15 protein-coding genes are annotated in these 17,558 nt (G+C 40.4%); 4 read left to right on the forward strand and 11 right to left on the reverse strand.

Features of this window, described 5'->3' with window-relative positions; all coding sequences use genetic code 11:
• Positions 1 to 3 precede the first annotated feature (3 nt).
• From DWV68_RS04950 to DWV68_RS04980, 7 genes are all read right to left on the reverse strand, one after another.
• A complete protein-coding gene (locus DWV68_RS04950; RefSeq protein ID WP_118087825.1) occupies positions 4 to 2,544 on the reverse strand; it encodes an alpha-L-rhamnosidase in 2,541 nt (846 codons plus the stop codon).
• Between the two features lie 33 nt (positions 2,545 to 2,577).
• Positions 2,578 to 4,260, reverse strand: coding sequence for a glycoside hydrolase family 3 protein (locus DWV68_RS04955; RefSeq protein ID WP_022242961.1), 1,683 nt, complete (start codon positions 4,258 to 4,260; stop codon positions 2,578 to 2,580).
• 54 nt (positions 4,261 to 4,314) lie between these two features.
• Positions 4,315 to 4,950, reverse strand: a complete 636-nt coding sequence (gene pgmB / locus DWV68_RS04960) for a beta-phosphoglucomutase (RefSeq protein WP_117697681.1) — start codon at positions 4,948 to 4,950, stop codon at positions 4,315 to 4,317.
• The gene (locus DWV68_RS04965; RefSeq protein ID WP_118057071.1) at positions 4,951 to 5,958 is read right to left on the reverse strand and encodes an ABC transporter permease; all 1,008 of its coding nucleotides are present in this window, start codon (positions 5,956 to 5,958) and stop codon (positions 4,951 to 4,953) included.
• Positions 5,959 to 6,036: 78 nt separating this feature from the next.
• Positions 6,037 to 7,290 (reverse strand): sugar ABC transporter substrate-binding protein, encoded by a 1,254-nt coding sequence (locus tag DWV68_RS04970; protein ID WP_022242958.1) that lies wholly within the window; start codon positions 7,288 to 7,290, stop codon positions 6,037 to 6,039.
• Between the two features lie 66 nt (positions 7,291 to 7,356).
• Complete coding sequence (locus DWV68_RS04975) at positions 7,357 to 8,316, reverse strand: ABC transporter permease (RefSeq protein WP_242988749.1); 960 nt, start codon at positions 8,314 to 8,316, stop codon at positions 7,357 to 7,359.
• A 12-nt stretch (positions 8,317 to 8,328) separates the two neighbouring features.
• On the reverse strand, positions 8,329 to 9,846 hold the full coding sequence (locus tag DWV68_RS04980; RefSeq protein ID WP_118665148.1) for a sugar ABC transporter ATP-binding protein: 1,518 nt from the start codon (positions 9,844 to 9,846) through the stop codon (positions 8,329 to 8,331).
• Positions 9,847 to 10,039: 193 nt separating this feature from the next.
• Between DWV68_RS04980 and DWV68_RS04985 the strand changes: the two genes are divergently transcribed.
• The gene (locus DWV68_RS04985; RefSeq protein ID WP_118057068.1) at positions 10,040 to 11,089 is read left to right on the forward strand and encodes an AraC family transcriptional regulator; all 1,050 of its coding nucleotides are present in this window, start codon (positions 10,040 to 10,042) and stop codon (positions 11,087 to 11,089) included.
• A gap of 67 nt (positions 11,090 to 11,156) precedes the next feature.
• Complete coding sequence (locus DWV68_RS04990; protein ID WP_022242954.1) at positions 11,157 to 11,441, forward strand: hypothetical protein; 285 nt, start codon at positions 11,157 to 11,159, stop codon at positions 11,439 to 11,441.
• Between the two features lie 3 nt (positions 11,442 to 11,444).
• Here the strand turns inward: DWV68_RS04990 and DWV68_RS04995 are convergent, their stop codons facing one another.
• Positions 11,445 to 11,627: a DUF6472 family protein gene (locus tag DWV68_RS04995; protein ID WP_117697689.1), complete on the reverse strand. Its 183-nt coding sequence runs from the start codon at positions 11,625 to 11,627 to the stop codon at positions 11,445 to 11,447.
• A gap of 13 nt (positions 11,628 to 11,640) precedes the next feature.
• A complete protein-coding gene (locus tag DWV68_RS05000; protein ID WP_117841622.1) occupies positions 11,641 to 12,144 on the reverse strand; it encodes a hypothetical protein in 504 nt (167 codons plus the stop codon).
• 713 nt (positions 12,145 to 12,857) lie between these two features.
• On the opposite strand from DWV68_RS05000, the gene DWV68_RS05005 reads away from it, so the two are divergent.
• Positions 12,858 to 14,858, forward strand: coding sequence for an amylo-alpha-1,6-glucosidase (locus DWV68_RS05005; protein ID WP_243089450.1), 2,001 nt, complete (start codon positions 12,858 to 12,860; stop codon positions 14,856 to 14,858).
• Between the two features lie 43 nt (positions 14,859 to 14,901).
• On the opposite strand, the gene DWV68_RS05010 is transcribed toward DWV68_RS05005, so the two are convergent.
• Positions 14,902 to 15,099 (reverse strand): hypothetical protein, encoded by a 198-nt coding sequence (locus DWV68_RS05010; RefSeq protein ID WP_118665150.1) that lies wholly within the window; start codon positions 15,097 to 15,099, stop codon positions 14,902 to 14,904.
• Positions 15,072 to 16,859 (reverse strand): aminopeptidase P family protein, encoded by a 1,788-nt coding sequence (locus tag DWV68_RS05015; RefSeq protein ID WP_334294525.1) that lies wholly within the window; start codon positions 16,857 to 16,859, stop codon positions 15,072 to 15,074. The genes DWV68_RS05010 and DWV68_RS05015 overlap by 28 nt, the downstream gene beginning before the upstream one ends.
• Before the next feature lie 80 nt (positions 16,860 to 16,939).
• Here DWV68_RS05015 and DWV68_RS05020 point away from each other — a divergent pair, with 80 nt between their 5' ends.
• Complete coding sequence (locus DWV68_RS05020; protein WP_118057067.1) at positions 16,940 to 17,473, forward strand: restriction endonuclease; 534 nt, start codon at positions 16,940 to 16,942, stop codon at positions 17,471 to 17,473.
• Positions 17,474 to 17,558: the final 85 nt, after the last annotated feature.

The raw sequence follows: 17,558 nt of genomic DNA on the forward strand, positions 1-17,558 counted from the left end.
TCTCTAAGGACGCATGTTTAAAATTTTTTCATATTTTCCGCAGTCTAATATCTCTTCCGTTCCATCCGGCAAAATAAATCTCGCATTTGCATTAAATGGAACTTCTATGTTACAGACTACTTCCTGCTCACTCTTCCAGTTCCATGCACAGACATATTTACCAAATACACTTCTCCAGCTTCCCTCTGCTTTTTTTAATCTTTGATCTGGCATCGGATATATGGTCATCTTTACCGCCTCTCCTATAGACGGATTCAGACCACACATGTATCTGTATATCCATTCTGCAATGCTTCCATATGCATAATGGTTTAAGCTGTTCATACCGGTTCCGCTGATACTTCCATCCTCTTCCAATGAATTCCATCGTTCCCATACCGTTGTTGCACCAAGGTTCACCTCATGCAGCCATCCTGGATAGTCCTCGTTTAAAAGCAGGTCATAAGCAAGCTGATTTTGTCCATTCTCTGACAAAGCCATGCACAGAATTGGTGTTCCAACAAAACCTGTATTTAAATGTCCATTATTTTTCTTAAGTAACTCTGCCAGTTTTGCCGTTATAACTTCTCTTTCTCCCTCTGGATAAAGTTTTAAATAAAGCAAAAGTGCACAAGCGGTTTGTGTGTATTCCAAGCAAAACTTTTTATCTGGAAAGTAATAATTTAAAATTGCATTCCGAATCTCTTTTTCTCTCTCTGCATATACTTTACTTTCCTCTAATCCTAGACTTTCTGCCGCTTCTTTCACCATTTTGGTTGACCAATAATGGTAAACGGATGCGATAAAGCCACTGTCTGTCTTTCCAATCGGATTATTGATATTTCCATTGTCTAATGCCAGCCAGTCTCCCAGCTGCCTGTCATTCTGCCACAGATACGGAATCTCATTCTCTTTTGTTCTCTCATATTCGTAATCCACCCAGGCTTTCATAACAGGATACTGTTCCTCTAACATTGCCTTATCTCCATAAAACTGATAGAGTCTCCATGGAATCAGCGTTGCTGCATCTCCCCATACTGCCGCTCCGGAATCCAGATAGAAAGGATTCGTATGTTCTTCTTTTTTTACCTTTGGTCTTGGAACAAAGAACGGAATAGCTCCATTACATTTTTCCTGCTCAGCCTGCATATTTTTCATATAGTGATGAAAGAAACTTCCGCTATCCATATGAAAACATGCTGTGGATGCAAAAATTCCCGCATCACCTGTCCAGCCCATTCGTTCATCACGCTGCGGACAATCCGTTGGAATATCCAGAAAATTACATTTCTGGGAACGCAGTGTATTTTCTAATAAATGATTTACCTTATCATGATCTGTTGCCACCCAGCCGGTTCTCTCAATATCAGACATAATACGATAAGCAATAAATTTATATTCTTTTTCCGGATTCAGACCTTTTATCTTCACATAGCGAAATCCATAATAGGTAAAATGAGGACGTATGGTTTCTCCTTTTCCCTTCGATACATATGTAAATTCTGCTTTGGCAGTACGGAGATTATCCCTGTAAAATCTGCCCTTTTGCAGAACTTCTCCATACTGCATCATAACTTTCTGACCTGTTTCAAATGCACCAGTTATTTCTACCCAACCGGTGACTGTTTCCCCAAAATCCAGCAAAAGTGCTTCATCTTCCTGTTTTACTGATACCGGTTGAAATTCTTCTACTTTATGAATTCTTGGATTAAATCGTTCCACAAGTGGTCTTGTTTCTTCTATTTCCTCCACGGAAAGCATTTTGTGTTCTAATGTCTCATCAATATGTTCTCCATCATAGATTCCATTTTCACATATGCTGCTTTCTTCTGCCTTCCAGCTGCTGTCTGTTACAATACATTCTTCCTGTCCATTGGCATATCGTATATGTAATTCTCCAATGCACTTCTTCTGATTACCATATAGATTTCTGTAATCACCATCAAATCCAAATCTTCCTTTATACCAGCCTTCGCCTAACAGAACCGCAATTTTATTCTTTCCCTGAGATAACAGTTCTGTAACATCCAGTGTCTGATATTCTAAAAAGCTGTCATAGCAATGATAACCCGGCATAAGAAATTCTCTGCCCGCCTTCTTTTCATTGACATATGCTTCATATAATCCCAGACCACATACATGCCATCTGACAGACTCCGGTTTCTCTTTTAATTCAAACTCTTTATATAAAAGAGGCATTCTCTTTTCATTTTCTTCTGTTCCAATCCATTTTGCGGTCCAGCTTTCCTGCAGTTTTCCCGTTTCAAACCATGCCGGATTACTTTTTGCGCAGTCTCCCTTGTCATCTTTAACTTCTACCTGCCAGTAATATCTGGTTCTTGGTTTTAAGTCGAAGGAAACCAGCATCTGGTTCTCATGATAATTCTCCTGTACTCCGGAATCATATACCAGCTTTTCCATATTGCTGCTCTCTGATACTATAATTCTTGTTTCCACGGCCCATTTTCCACAGACATCCTTTACTTCCCAGGACAAATGGATTTTTGCCAAATTAAAACCTAATGGATTTTTTTTATGATTTACTCTTAATCTGCTGATATACATATAACCGGTTCTCCCTTATGTCTCGTTATTCTTTTAGTAGGAAAGTTCGATTCGTCCACAGAATGGATCTACCGGACTTACTCCTTTAAATCTGCTTTCTCCGGCAATCTTTGCTATTACTGCCTCTAATACATAATCATTATTGGAGTAACAGTTAATATACGTTTTTATCATTGGCACATCCAGTAAATGATATGGATTGGCTACACTGATAAAAATTACCGGTACTTCTTCTGCAAACCACGGAACATTATTTCCCTGTCCCCAGAAAGTATACCAGTTTAACCGGTTGGTGGTCTGATTGCTGGCATTTTCCACATTTCCGATGTAAATTACCATGTCATACTTATCTTTAAAAGCTGTTACATTATCGACACCCTTTTCGAAATCTTCCTTCTCATAGAGGAATACCTGGAAATTTCTCTTTTCCAGTTCTTCTTTTACTTTTCCGACTACTCTTTCATTGGACGGAAAATGTCCTAAAATTTCCAGCAAAATACGCGGTGTCTTCTTCGCACTGATTGGAAGATTCTCTGCAATATCTTTCACCAGTGTAACAGACTGGTCTGCCAGCTCTTTTGCCCACTGTATATGCTCCGTGGTGCGTAAGTTTTTTAATGCTTCCTTTCCAGGAACCAGCTGTCTTTTTATCTTCTTTTCATGTAATCTTAAAGAAGCCTTTAATGCCAGTATGCGTCTGTTTGCATCCAGTAATCTTTCACGGGATAACAGACCATTCTTATAACCATCTAGCATAAACTGATAATCTTCTTTTAAATCTTTATTGAATAAAATCATGTCACAGCCATTTTCTATTGCCATTGGTACCGTTTCACTTCGTTTACCGGCTGCCGTAAATCCGACCATCGGTGTTGCATCTGTAATGACAAGTCCGTTAAATCCTAATTTGTCCCGAAGCAAATTCACCAAAAGCTCTCTGGAAAGAGAAGCCGGAACAATCTTGCCCTTTAACTGTGGATTAAAATGTTCCTGATACGCTGGCATTGCAATATGCCCTGCCATAACAGTTTTGGCACCATCGTCAATCAGCCGCTGATAAATACTTCCATAGGATTTATCCCATTCTTCCATGCTAAGACTATTTACCGATGTCAAAAGATGCTGGTCTCTTTCATCCACACCATCTCCCGGGAAATGCTTAATTGAGACTGCCATATTGCATTCATCTGCTGCACGAAGATACTCCCTTGCATAGGCATAAACCTTCTCCGGATCATCGCCATATGTTCTGACATTGGTAATTGGATTATGATAATTTCTATCTATGTCAACTACCGGTGCAAAAGCCCAGTTAATTCCTAATGCACTTCCTTCTGAGCAGGCAATCTTTCCCAGACGATATGCATATACCGGATCATTTGCAGCTGCACATGCCATCTGTTTTCCATATGCAGTTCCATTGGTAGCCGCTCCATCTCCTCCCGCTTCTAAATTTGATGGAATCAGAAGCGGAATCTTTGTGTGCTCCTGCGCATAGGTAAATGTACTTTGCATCTCTTCTGCCACACCATCCCGGAAAAATAATCCGCCGATATGGAAATGTAATAACATATTCAGATACTCCGGATCCGTTGAATATCCAATCGGGCAGAACAACTGTCCTATCATTTCTTCCAGGCTCATATTTTCCAGCGTATTTTCTACCCAGGCAATGTCTACATCATCTAAATAAAATGGTTTTTCTTTATAATTCATCTCTTTTTCCTTTCATTTAAGGCACAAAAAGAGCAGCCACGGCTGCTCCTTTTCTTAATTAATATTTCTCAGTTCAGCAAAACCGCTCAATGGATATGTTGTCATTTCACATTCGGACGCTTCACCCAATCCTGCACTATCAAAGCCTCCAGCTGTAGCTGCTTTTATTCCTGCCACCGCATCTTCTACAACAAGACACTCCTGTGGTTCTAACTGCAGGTATTCTGCTGCTTTCAAAAATACCTCCGGATCAGGTTTTGATTTTGTAATATTCGTTCCATCACTGATGGCATCGAAATAATTTTCTAATCCTAAATGTTTTAATATTCTCTTTGCATTTTTACTGGATGAACCAATTGCCAGTAAAACTCCCTGTTTCCTTAAATCATCTAAGGTTGTTTTTACTTCTTTTGGCAAATCAGCCGGTGTCATGTCTTCCAGCAATTCCACATACATCTTATTTTTCTGCTCTGCGAAATCTTCTTTCTCTTCTTTGGAATATTTCTTTGTACTTTTCTCTAAAATAATCTCAAGGCTTTCCATCCGGCTTACGCCTCTTAACCGGTTGTTTATGGTTTCATCAAAATATATTCCCAGTTTATCTGCCAGTCTCTTCCATGCCAGATAATGATACTTATCGGTAAAGCAGATTACTCCGTCCAAATCAAAAATGATTCCTTTATATTTCATCTAATTATCCTCTTGTCTTTTTTTCTTCAACTGTTTCTTCAGCATTACAAGCTCAATTACCTTATTCTCGTTATTCAGATAAATCAGGAACAATACCAGGATAACTGCGGTAACAATCTGCTGAATGGATGCATCTACATTTAATCTTGCATACATCAATGATATGAATGCTGTTGTTACTGCTCCTAACAGATAACCAATTTTTTCATTGCAGAACCGTCCGATAAATCCACCGATAAACATCGGTAAGAAAGCTGTAAACATTACTCCAATTGAGCCAAAGTTTAAAGACATCTGAATATTTCCTGTATTTGAAGCACTAATAAATCCAACTACACCCATGAAGCCGCCTGCAATGGTATAACAGATTACTGCATTGGATACTTCATGAATTCCTGTATTAACAGAAACCTTCTGTCCGGATAATAGTGACTTATATTCATAACCAAATTGTGTATAATCAAAAATCGCAATAAATAAAACGAGTCCAATTACAATTACAAGTACATAATTCAAAACACCTGGAAAACTTGTTAATTCTTTATTTGCTACAAATGACACGCCATAACCATCGGTAAGTGCGAATGCCATTCCTTCGTAAAACAGTGTTACTCCCAGTGACACAATAATCGGTGGTAATTTTACAATTACATAAATTGCTCCGGATATCAGTCCAAGCAATGCTCCAGATACAATAGAAATCACGAGCATATATGGTGTTGAAAGTCCATGGGATGAACAAATTGATGCACTGATTACTGATGACAATAACGAAATTGCTCCGATTGAGAAATCAAATCTTCCGGAATTCAGATTCAATGAAAGAGCAAATGTCGTTAACATTACTGTTGCTGTTGCCCGGGAAAACAAAATCCAGTTTCCTTCTGATTCAAAAAATACAACACCATTCCTCTGACATAAGAGTATCATTACGAGCAGTGTCACTACCGGAATACACAAAGTTCCAATTATCTTTTTTAAAATGCTATTTCTTCCTTTACTTTTCATGTTATTTTCCCTCATGTCTTTTCTAAATTCTGCTCCGGAGAATTCCGGAGCAGAACAAAAATTTTATTAATATGTTACTTATTTTGCTTCTTCCTGGATATCTTTAAATCCATAAGCACTTACAAATTTTTCAAATGATGCATAATCTGCTGTAAGAAGTCCATCTAACATACCTTTTGTATATGCAGGGCTGTCTACAGAGCTGTCTACTGCATAGTACTCAGAGAACTCTTCTGGTGAAGTTGCAACCCAGTAACCCTGGCTGAGAGCTAAAGCATTTCCATCTTCTGTACGGATCGGGCTTCCAAGTACTGCACGATAAGTTGCAATAAAGATAGGTCCGATACTTGCTGAGAACTTACCTGCAAGGTAATCAAGCATTCCACCATCCATTGCAGTACCATAGCTTTCTGCATAAGCATCTACGCTGGCAATCTTAACATCTGTGCCTTCAATTGCTGTCCCAAAGAAGTCAGAACCATTTCCAACAGCTAAGATAACCTCTAAGTCAGGAGTCTGTGCCATCTGAGCACATTTTCCAAACCATGCATCATCCATGTCATATCCACCTACATAACCAACGATATTTACATCACCAATTGCTCCGGTTTCAATCTGTCCATCTGCATAAATCTGTCCAATAATTCCAGCTTCATCTGTAGCACCTTTGTAATTAGCATCTGCTCCACCTGCATCTACCATAGCTGCAATCATACCTGCTGCACGATAAATATGCATATCTGTATAATATGGAATTGCTCCACCGAAGATAGCAAAGTTTTTCTTGCCCTGCTCCAGATAGTAATTTGCCATATCATAACCAGTCTGATATTCTACTTCAAGAGATGGCCCGATTGCACCTACATAATGCTCATATCCCTTATAAGTCTCATATTCTTCATCGGTTAAAGTTCCTGTTGCAACTGCATAATACACACCTGCCGCTTCACACTGCTCAATCTGTGCTGCACGGTCAAAGGATGAGAATGAAATAATTGCTTTACAATTATTTGTAATAAAAGTATCAATTGCTGATGTTTCCCCTGCTGCATCCTTTAATTCATCAGAATAAATAAGCTCAACATTGTACTGTTTCTGAATATACTCTGTATAGTATGTCCGGAATGCCAACGCCTCTGCACTTGTTGCATCTGATACAAGAATACCCATTTTAACGGTTTCACTCATATCAAGTTCTGGTGTCTCTTCTTTGCTGCCTGACTGTTCTGTACTTACTACTTCAGAACTGTCATTCTTCTTGTCGCTTCCGCATCCGGTAAAGCATCCTACTACCATGACCGTTGCCAGCAACATTGCTAGAATTTTTTTCATGTTTCTTTCCTCCTGTACATTACATGTTTATGTATAAAGTGACTATCACTTAATACCATATGGATATTATCTTGGTAACATCTTTCCTCTCTGGTCACTGGTTGCCAGGAATACTACCAATATAAATATTGCTGCTTTTACCATCTGTCCAATTCCGGAATTCAGATTAAACATCACCATAATCTGACTGAGCAATGTCATGGAAAAAGCTCCGATTACTGCTGCATAAATTTTACTTCTTGCGCCACCTGATACCGGCATACCACCAAATACAATCGCTATGATGACATCCATTCCTACACTGGATGCAGTATTTCTCGTTAAAGTCGGAGCATAGACAATGGAAAGACATGCGCCAAGTCCAACTCCTATTCCAGACATGATAAATGCTATAATCGACATTTTCTTTACAGAAATACCGCTTAATTTTGCACAAATTGGATTTCCGCCCTGGAATTTCTGCATTCTTCCTACTTTAGTAAAAGAGAATACCAGTAAACATACTAAGAAAAATGCAGCTAATACGAATATTTTAAACTGTGTTGTATTCAGCTTACTGACCGCCATCATTGGCACTCTTATTTCAGAACCTGTTCCATTCATCTTAATCAGAACCAGTACCAGTGCATTCAATACACTTAGCATTGCAATCGTTGTTACGAAAACAGGGAGGTTAAAAATAGATGCCAGTACTGAGTTAAATAGTCCTATAAAGACCGCCACTCCAAGGCAAGCTGCAAACATTATTACCAGGCTCTCTGTTTTGTTATAAACAATCCCTCCTACCAGTGCGCTTACTGCTACAGATGCTCCAAGACTGATATCAAAGGAACCAAGGGTATAAATAAAGATTGCACCTGTTGCTACTACTGCAACCACAACTGACTGGTTGATAATACTTTTCATTCCATATGCAACATTTATATTTTTAGATGTTCCAATGATAAAGAAAGCAACCAGCAATGCCACAAGACCAAATAAAGGGGCAAGGAGCATAACATTTTTTCTTAAATTCTTTGTTTTCATTTCATCCGCCTCCTATATCATGTACTGAATCGCATCTGCTTCTGAAAGCGATTCACTTCTTGGAAATTCATGCATAATCTTTCCATCCTTCATAATCATCAGACGGTCTGACATACCGATCAGTTCTGTTAATTCCTCTGAAATGATAACAATTGATTTTCCTTCTTTTTTCATCTGGTACATCAATTGATACATCGCCTGCTTCACACCAATATCAACGCCTCGCGTCGGGCAGTCCAGAATCAATACATCACTGCCTCGTCCAATCCATTTTCCAAATACAACCTTCTGTTTATTTCCACCGGATAATGCCGAAACATACTGATTTATTCCTGCACATTTAATGCTTAATGTTTCCACCTGTTTCTGAACATATTTCTTTTCATTCCACGGGAAAATCAGGAATCCACCAGTTGTAAACTGATCCAGTCCGCCAACAGCAATATTATCTTTGATGCTGGCATTCAGGCATAGCGACTCAGTGTCTCTGTCTTTTGCCACATATCCAACCATATGCTTCATTGCATCGGCTTCGTTTTTCAATTTCTTTCCTTTGATTCTTATTTCACCAGACTCCGGTTTTTTATTTCCAAACATGACTTTGCCAAGTGTATGCATTCCACAGTGCGAAAGTCCGCCGATTCCAAGAATCTCTCCTTTATGCAATTGCAGATTAAAATCAATCAGTTTGCCAGTCAGATTTACATCTTTCATTTCTAAGACAACTTCATCTTCGCAGCTTCCATCATAATCACTTCGATAATAGTCGCCTTCCAGCTGCCTTCCAATCATACTTGATTTTATTTTGTCTTCATCAAATTCGCTCTTATCAAAAGTAACTATAATATTTCCATCACGAAGAACCGTCAATGCATCGCATTTTTCCATAATCTCTTCCAAATCATGGGAGATGAAAACCACCGCTTTGTTTTCTTTTTTCATCTGTTCCATAATATTGTAGATAATCTCTCTTCCCTTCTGTGACAATGCAGTTGTAGTCTCATCTACTACCAGCACTTCCGGATGCTTATTCATAATTCTTGCTATCTCAATCAGCTTACGTTCCTGCAAATCAAGGTTTGCTGTCATCTGTTCTGCTCGAATATGGCTGGCACCGATTGCATCTAAGGCTTCCTGTGCTTTCTGATTTAACAGCTTCCTTTTAACCGGTCCCCATTTATGCTTTTCGCCAAAACTCTTAAAGAACTTTGTCTCGCCAAGGAATATATTCTCTGCTACTGTAATTCCCGGCACTGTTCCAGTTTCCTGGACAATCATTCCAATTCCATGTTCCAACGAATACAGCATTGATCCCGGCTTCCATTCTTTGTCATGATATGTCATCGTACCGCTGTCTGCGTTCTGCATTCCTGCAATAATAGATGTAACTGTTGATTTACCAGAACCATTCTCTCCAATAAGTCCGAGAACTCTGCCTGAACAAACCTCTATTGAAACATCCTTTAATGCAACGGTAGAGCCAAATCTTTTATTCATATGTTCTACTTTTACTAAGATTTCCTGCTTCATCCATATGCCCCTTCTCTGTAATCATTGTTTTTGTGAAAATCACTTTTCTTTTGTTGTTAAATCTATTATAATCTATTCAAGTGGTTTTCCAATTGTTTGTAACAACCAATTCTATTTACTTTTTTTGATAGATATATCATTTTCTTTATGTTGTTATTGACTATTTTTGATATTTGAATTGGAGGATTCCATTATGGATCATGAAGCGTTAAGAACAGTAATATATAAATTGAATGAAGATGAGCAGTTTTACAAAAAATATTATTATGCCAAACAGCAGGAGTATTCCCTGCAGGAATTCTTAAGTACTATCAATATAGATGATGTACTGCGCCGGCATCTGCTGGTTCCGGAAATCAAAGAAACCATTCCTCCACGCTTTGAAGATAATTTCTTTTTTGATGCAGGAAACCACGTTTCTATTACTGTAACCAGACATAACCGTTACTCTCCGGCACTTACTCACGACCACACTTTCTTTGAACTCTTATATGTCTATGACGGAAGCTGTTCCCAGAAAATCAGTGACAGTCAGCTCACACTGCGCACCGGAGACCTTTGTATTATTCCACCCGGCATCAAACATTCCGTCAGTGTCTTCGATGACAACAGCGTTATCTTAAATATTTTGATTCGAAAAAGCACTTTACATAATATCTTTTTCAATTTTTTAAATTCACCAAACATCCTGTCCGCTTTCTTTTTAAATAATATCTATTCCGAAAACGGCAACGATTATATTGTATTTCACACCGGCAATGATAATGAAATACGTTCTGGCTTTCTCTGGATGTACTGGGAATCTCTGAACCGCTCCCTTTACTGGGATCAGATGATTTCCTACACACTGATGATAACTTTTGGTCTTTTAATCCGGAATTATGAAAAAAGTTCCGAGCTTCCTACTTTCAACCGTAAATCTGATGTGCAGCGTTTTGCCCTGCTTCAATTCATCCAGGAAAATTATGCAACGGTTACATTAGAGCAGGTTGCCGAAAAATTTCACTATACACCTGAACATGTTTCAAGACTTTTTAAAAGCACTACCGGGAAAACCTTTACCCAGCTGTTACAGCAAGTCCGGATTGAAAAAGCCCAGGTACTTCTTTCTGATACTAATCTTACGGTTGCAGATATTGCTTCCCAGGTGGGTTATGATACAACGGAACATTTTATAAGATTATTTAAGAAAAATCTGAAAATCACACCAACCGAATATAGAAAAAAAGGGATTATCATCTAATCCCTTTTCCTTGCCATACAACTTTTTTCATGCTATTTTTAATAAAGAATCGAAAGCAGGTGCAATTATGATACAACGTAAAGATTTATTTTCCATCCCTTTTTATAACAAAACACAGTATACCGGCAGCAATCTTGGCATGCGCTACCGCATAGAGAAGCATGTAGAAGATGACTCCACCACTCTGCTTGCCACCTGGTGGCCGGGTCCTTATTGCTTTACCGCCACGCCGGATGAGCAAAAAAAGACCAACACCTTCGAATATTCCGACGAAGGCATTGGTCAGGCTTGCGACTGGCTCAATCAGGTCTATACAGAAAATGCAGACCTCTTTAAAACCGTTCCTATTTAAAATTTACATCTGATGACGCACAATCTTGTACTCATCATATAACTGATAATACGGGCAGGAATTGGTGTTGCCGGTAAGAAATCTTACCATATCATCTTCATCCAGATCCATATCACAGACATAATATTCGTAATCTTCATCATAAACAAAATTTACACAGGTATCACAATTTCCCTGCTCTGCCATAAAATCACCTCTCCTATCTGATGACTTTCTTTGCATTCCGGTTGCAGATCATATCCAGCATATTTTCATCCGGCTCAAAGATAATATCTCCAAGTCCGCTACCGTTCTTATAAATCACTTCATAGGTCTTCGCTCCCGACTGCTTGGAAGAACAATCCTTTACGCTCACCTGATTGTTATTATGATAATTATACAATTCATGTGCAGTTGACGGTGCAATCAGCACAACCTCTTCCATCTCAATCTTTGCAACATTTTTTCTCTTTCTCTTTGCCTTGATGCGTGCAAAGCTAAGTCTTCCTTCAATATAGGTATATTCCCATTCAATCTGTGATGCAATTTTAAGAAGATACCAGAAAACTGCAAAGATAATTGCAGGAACCAGTAAAATTCCTGGATACACAATAATGGAAACCAGTACACAGAAAATCGCCAATGCGATACAAAGATACCTTAAGATTACATTTACAACAGACACCTTCTTATCTACTAAAACTGTGTTTTCAAAAATACTCATACTTCAAACCTCTCAATTTTTCTTTTTGCAGCTGCTTCTCATGCAGATTCTTTTTCATTATATCTCTTTTTCTGCGATTAATCCAGTAGATTATATTTATTTAATAATTATGTTTTTTCCGTGTTTTTCAGTAGATTTTTTCGAATTATTTCGTTACAATAGAGGCAAACAGTCCGGGTGGAGGAAAGAACTATAAGCCGAAAACATATTTCAATGTTATTTCAAGCTTCGGCTCCTTTTTATGGAGACAGAATGCGCAGCAGTTCTTAGCTGCCTTTGTTTTCTGATTGCAGGCTGTCTTTCCGTTGCTTTCACCGGATAGCGGTACTGTCCGTTGCATGCGGATGCGACAGAAAGCCTGCAAAGGGCACCAAGAATTTCAAAAAGGCTAATCGTTCATCTGGCAACCGGTGCAAATTCACATCCATGTTCAGATTGCACCTTGCTGGCACGTCCTGTGCCAGCATTGCCGGTTGCTAGATGAAATTCCAAGTGCCCCTATCAGCCTTTCTCATGCATCCGCATTGCAGCGAACCGTGCCGCTATGCTGTGAAACATTGGAAAGACCGGCTGAATAGCAAAAGAAAACAAAGCAGCTTAGTTCTGCAGCATTCTGTATCAAAAATAGCAGAAGCCTGAAATGACATTTACAATTGTTTTCCTGTTTTTTTCTTTCCTCCACCCGGACAGATTACACGATAAAGGAGATTTCTATGAAAGCATATCATTTAAATAAAGATGCCCTCACCCCAATGTCGGTGGGTGTACAGAAGGAATGGGTTCTGACCAACGGAATCGGCGGCTATGCCGGCAGTTCTGTAACCGGTGCCCATGCAAGAAAGCACCATGGCTATCTGATTGCCAGCCTGCACCCACCAGTAGAACGTTTCGTCATTCTCTCCAAAATCAACGAGTGTCTGATTCGTTCTTCCGAGAAAATAGATTTTACCGTAGAACAATATCTTGCCGGTGATGGCAGCACTGCTTACCGTGAAGGTATTGAATACCTTAATTCCTTTACTTATGACGGGCTGGTACATTTTACCACCAAAGCTCCGGAATTTACCATGACAAAGACTCTCGCCTTTGAACACGGCAAGAATACTATTGCAGTTTCCTATGATATCCAGAATGATGGAGATGCTGCTACACTGGTGCTGACTCCGCTCTTTAATTACCGGGTACACCATGATGCTTCTACCGTAGACACTTTAAAATTCGATACTACTTATGAGCAGCCGGAAATCAGACTGGTTCCGCAGCAGAATAAAGATGTCACCATCCGTCTTTTTACCGATGACGGAACCGTTGTTCCATGTGAAGAAAAATATACCACCGGAATGCAGTTACAAAAAGAACTGGATGTAGAATCCGATGCTTTAGATGATAACTACACGCCATACCAGATTGAATTTCCGCTGGACGCCGGATGCCGCAAGAAAATATCTATCGTCTGCACCATTGAAGATGCTTATGAAAAGGATGCTTTTGCCACTGCTGCCGCAGAAATGGCACGTTTTAATGCGTTAGAGAAAAAAGCTGGCTACCATGATGAACTGGCAGAGACTCTGACCATTGCCGCTGACCATTTTCTTGCATACCGGCAGTCTACCGGACTGATGACTGTTCTTGCCGGACTTCCTTGGTTTACCGACTGGGGCCGGGATACCATGATTGCCCTCACCGGCTTAACTCTGTCTACCGGGCGCTATCAGGATGCCAGAGACATCCTGACCACATTTGCCCGCTATGTCCACCATGGCATGGTACCAAATATGTTCCCGGATGAAGGAAGCGCCCCATTGTATAACACTGCGGATGCTTCCATGTGGTATTTCTATGCAGTTGGAAAATATCTCGATTATACCGGCACTCCGGAAGATTATGCTTTTGTGCAGGAAACCATTTATCCGAAATTAAAAGAAATTATTGCAGCTTATGAGCACGGAACAGATTTCTCCATCTATATGGAAGAAGATGGACTTATCCATGCCGGAAGCGGTCTCGACCAGGTAACCTGGATGGATGTCCGTGTGGGCGACTGGGTTGCTACACCACGGCACGGCAAGCCGGTAGAAATCAATGCGCTCTGGTATCACGCACTCTGCCTGATGGAAGAATGGGCAACGCGTTTTGGGGAAGACGGTTCCCACTATGCTGCTCTTGCAGCTCATGCAAAGGAATCTTTCGCAAAAGAATTCTGGAACGAAAAAGATGGATGTCTCTATGATGTGGTAGACGGGCTGGAAGGTGATGCAACCCTTCGTCCAAATCAGATTTATGCTGTTTCCCTGCCGCACCGGATGTTAGATGCTGACAAGGAAAAGAAGATTGTAGATAAGGTTTACGAGAAACTATATGCCAAAACCGGTCTTCGTTCCTTAAGCCCGGATGATAAGGAATACCATCCGACCTATGAAGGCTGTCTTGATAAACGTGACCACGCTTATCATCAGGGTACTTCCTGGGGTTTCCTCTTAGGCGGTTTCCTGACTGCTTATGTGCATGTCTATGGAACTTCCAAAGAAGTCATCAAACAGGCCGATGCCATGTTAGACGCCACCAGAGAGCAGTTCTACCACGGCTGTATCGGTTCTATTGCAGAAATCTTTGACGGTGATGAACCGCACACCTCCCGCGGCTGCTATGCCCAGGCATGGAGTGTCGGAGAAATTCTCCGGGCTTATACCGAGGATATTCTTCCATATAAATAAACTATGGGAAATAAACTACGGGAATGAAGAGGGGCTTGATTTATCAAGCCTCTTTTTTCACTTTACAGGAAATTGCTTTCCTGTAAAGGAAAAAACGCTCCACGAGGATGCGCACTGCGGCGTATAAGGTAGATTTCGCAAGCGACCGCCGCAGGCGCGAGAATGTGCCAAGGCACATTCTTTGTTCTCCCTGTGCAATAAATACCCATATCTCTACGCCGGAATCTGCTCCTTCAGCCATGTTTTTTCTTCTTCGGAAAGGAAGTCTGCAATGGTATCATAGACATACTGCTGATACTTCCGAAGCAGTGCCTTTTCCCGGCTGTCTAATTCTTCCCAGTCGATGGCTTCCAAATCAAATGGTGCAACTGTCAATGTTTCAAATTCCATGAACTGTCCATATTCCGTTTTCTCCACTTTCTTACAAAGCAACAGATTCTCAAGGCGGATGCCGTATTTTCCTTCCAGATACAGTCCCGGTTCATCTGAAGTAATCATACCTTCTTCCATGATGGTTCCGGTACCGCACCGTTCCCGGTAACGAAATGCATTCGGTCCTTCATGTACATTTAACAAATAGCCAACGCCATGGCCTGTTCCGTGGTTATAGTCAAGTCCCATATGCCACAACGCTTCTCTTGCCAGATAGTCAAGGTTGACTCCCGTACAGCCATATTTAAATTTTGCATCCGAAAGATTCAGATTTCCTCGTAATACGGCAGTATAATGCTTCTTCTCCTCTGAGCTTAATGCTCCAAGGGCAATGGTTCTTGTCACATCCGTTGTGCCATCCAGATACTGTCCGCCAGTATCCAGCAGCAGAAAGCTTTTGTTATCCAGTGGAATATTGCTCTTCCCATCCGGTTCATAATGCACAATAGCTCCATGGGCACCGTATGCAGCAATCGGTGCAAAGCTCTGTCCCAGATAACCTTCTCCCTGCCTCCGGAATTCTTCTAATTTATCACATACCGTAAGCTCCGTTATCTGCCGCTTATCTTCCACATGCTTTAACCAGTAGATAAGTTTTGTTAAAGCAATGCCATCCTTCTTATGCGCCAGCCGCTCATGCTCCATTTCGGTGGCATTTTTCACTGCCTTCATAAGCTCAATCGGGCTGTTCTTCTTTACCTTATGTGCCTCTTTTGGAATGGCATCATACAGTGCATAATTTGTCATACTCTCGTCTATAAGAATGCTTTTGTCTGCCGGAATTTCCTTTATATCCGCATAAATCTGTTCATATCTGTAAATAAAGGTTTTTTCAGCGGAAAGTCTTTCCTTTAAGTCAGCCGGCACACTCTTTTCATTTACATACCAGCGGATTTCATCCGGTGCAATCAGTACATAAGATAATGCCACCGGATTATATGCAATATCATTTCCACGGATATTAAAAAGCCATGCGATTTCATCCAAAGACGGAATTAAAAAGTAATCCGCCTTGCAATCCACCATTGCTTTTCGTACCCCCGCCACCTTATCTTTCCGGCTCTCACCTGCATATTCCACGCCAAGCTCCCAGATTGGATCACAGGATAATGCCGGACGATTCGCCCAGATTTCGCCTACGACATCACGGTCTGGAGCAAATGTAATCTTTTTCTCCCGCAATTTTTCTTTTAAACTCTTTGCCATGCCGGTACTTACGGTTCTTCCATCAAACCCCAATACGGTGCCATCTTCCATTTTTTCTTCCAGAAAAGTGGCAATATCCACTACCCCCGGCTGTCCACTCCGGAATAATGTAATGCCGGTGCCGGCAAGCTGTTCTTCTGCCTGGATAAAATATCTTCCGTCTGTCCAGAGTCCTGCCATATCTTCAGTAATTACCAGCGTTCCTGCCGAACCGTTAAATCCGGAAATATATTCACGGCATTTAAAATATTCTCCTACATATTCTGATGCATGGAAATCATCGGAAACAATGAGATATGCCGCCATGCCGTATTCTTTCATCTTCTGTCTTAATTCCATCAATTCTTCTTTCAAATCTATCACCTCTATGTTATGCTATAATGAATGCAAGCGGGTCAATTACAGTATAGCATCCGTTATTATGAACGGAAAGGAATTCTTTTATGTTTCGCCTGATTGGAAAAATACTTTTCTTTTTCATAAGATTTATTATACATCTTCCGTTCGCCGTATTCCATGGACTGCGGCATTTCTTTTTTGGTGTCAATTTTGACAAAATGAATGGCTACGAATTTGAAGAATATGCTGCCGGATATTTAAAACGCAACGGATATTCAAAGGTTACTGTCACCAAAGCTTCCAGAGATTTTGGTGTGGATTTAATTGCAAAAAAACACCGGACCACATATGCAGTCCAGTGTAAATTATATCAGGGCAAAGTAGGAAACAGTGCCGTACAGGAAGCCGTTGCTGGCAAATCCTATTACGATTGCGATGAAGCAATCGTCATTACCAACAGCGTTTTCTATCCCGGTGCCATTGCCCTCGCCGAAGCCAATGATGTCATTCTCATTGACGGCACCCAGTTAAACCATCGCAGCTTCCGCTGGGGCAGATTCTTCCAGCTTCTCCTATTTCTTCTGCTGTGTGGATTGCTGATTTTTTGCATCCTATCTCCGGAATCTGCACTAATCTGACATTCAAAAGAAGTATTTCATCATAATGATTTTATATACAAATACCATCCTTACCGGCTCAATCTACCAGCCGGTAAAGATGGTA

Source organism: Roseburia sp. AF12-17LB (assembly GCF_003479605.1).
Taxonomy (GTDB): Bacteria; Bacillota; Clostridia; order Lachnospirales; family Lachnospiraceae; genus Roseburia_C; species Roseburia_C amylophila.

Bases quoted from the DNA above. Each gene is read 5' to 3' on its own strand.
- DWV68_RS05020 (WP_118057067.1), top strand. From the start codon at position 16,940: ATGTTTCGCCTGATTGGAAAAATACTTTTCTTTTTCATAAGATTTATT.
- DWV68_RS05000 (WP_117841622.1), bottom strand. From the start codon at position 12,144: ATGAGTATTTTTGAAAACACAGTTTTAGTAGATAAGAAGGTGTCTGTT.
- DWV68_RS04980 (WP_118665148.1), bottom strand. From the start codon at position 9,846: ATGAAGCAGGAAATCTTAGTAAAAGTAGAACATATGAATAAAAGATTT.
- DWV68_RS05010 (WP_118665150.1), bottom strand. From the start codon at position 15,099: ATGGCTGAAGGAGCAGATTCCGGCGTAGAGATATGGGTATTTATTGCA.
- pgmB (WP_117697681.1), bottom strand. From the start codon at position 4,950: ATGAAATATAAAGGAATCATTTTTGATTTGGACGGAGTAATCTGCTTT.
- DWV68_RS04975 (WP_242988749.1), bottom strand. From the start codon at position 8,316: ATGAAAACAAAGAATTTAAGAAAAAATGTTATGCTCCTTGCCCCTTTA.
- DWV68_RS04990 (WP_022242954.1), top strand. From the start codon at position 11,157: ATGATACAACGTAAAGATTTATTTTCCATCCCTTTTTATAACAAAACA.
- DWV68_RS04970 (WP_022242958.1), bottom strand. From the start codon at position 7,290: ATGAAAAAAATTCTAGCAATGTTGCTGGCAACGGTCATGGTAGTAGGA.
- DWV68_RS04985 (WP_118057068.1), top strand. From the start codon at position 10,040: ATGGATCATGAAGCGTTAAGAACAGTAATATATAAATTGAATGAAGAT.
- DWV68_RS04955 (WP_022242961.1), bottom strand. From the start codon at position 4,260: ATGAATTATAAAGAAAAACCATTTTATTTAGATGATGTAGACATTGCC.
- DWV68_RS04995 (WP_117697689.1), bottom strand. From the start codon at position 11,627: ATGGCAGAGCAGGGAAATTGTGATACCTGTGTAAATTTTGTTTATGAT.
- DWV68_RS05005 (WP_243089450.1), top strand. From the start codon at position 12,858: ATGAAAGCATATCATTTAAATAAAGATGCCCTCACCCCAATGTCGGTG.
- DWV68_RS04950 (WP_118087825.1), bottom strand. From the start codon at position 2,544: ATGTATATCAGCAGATTAAGAGTAAATCATAAAAAAAATCCATTAGGT.
- DWV68_RS04965 (WP_118057071.1), bottom strand. From the start codon at position 5,958: ATGAAAAGTAAAGGAAGAAATAGCATTTTAAAAAAGATAATTGGAACT.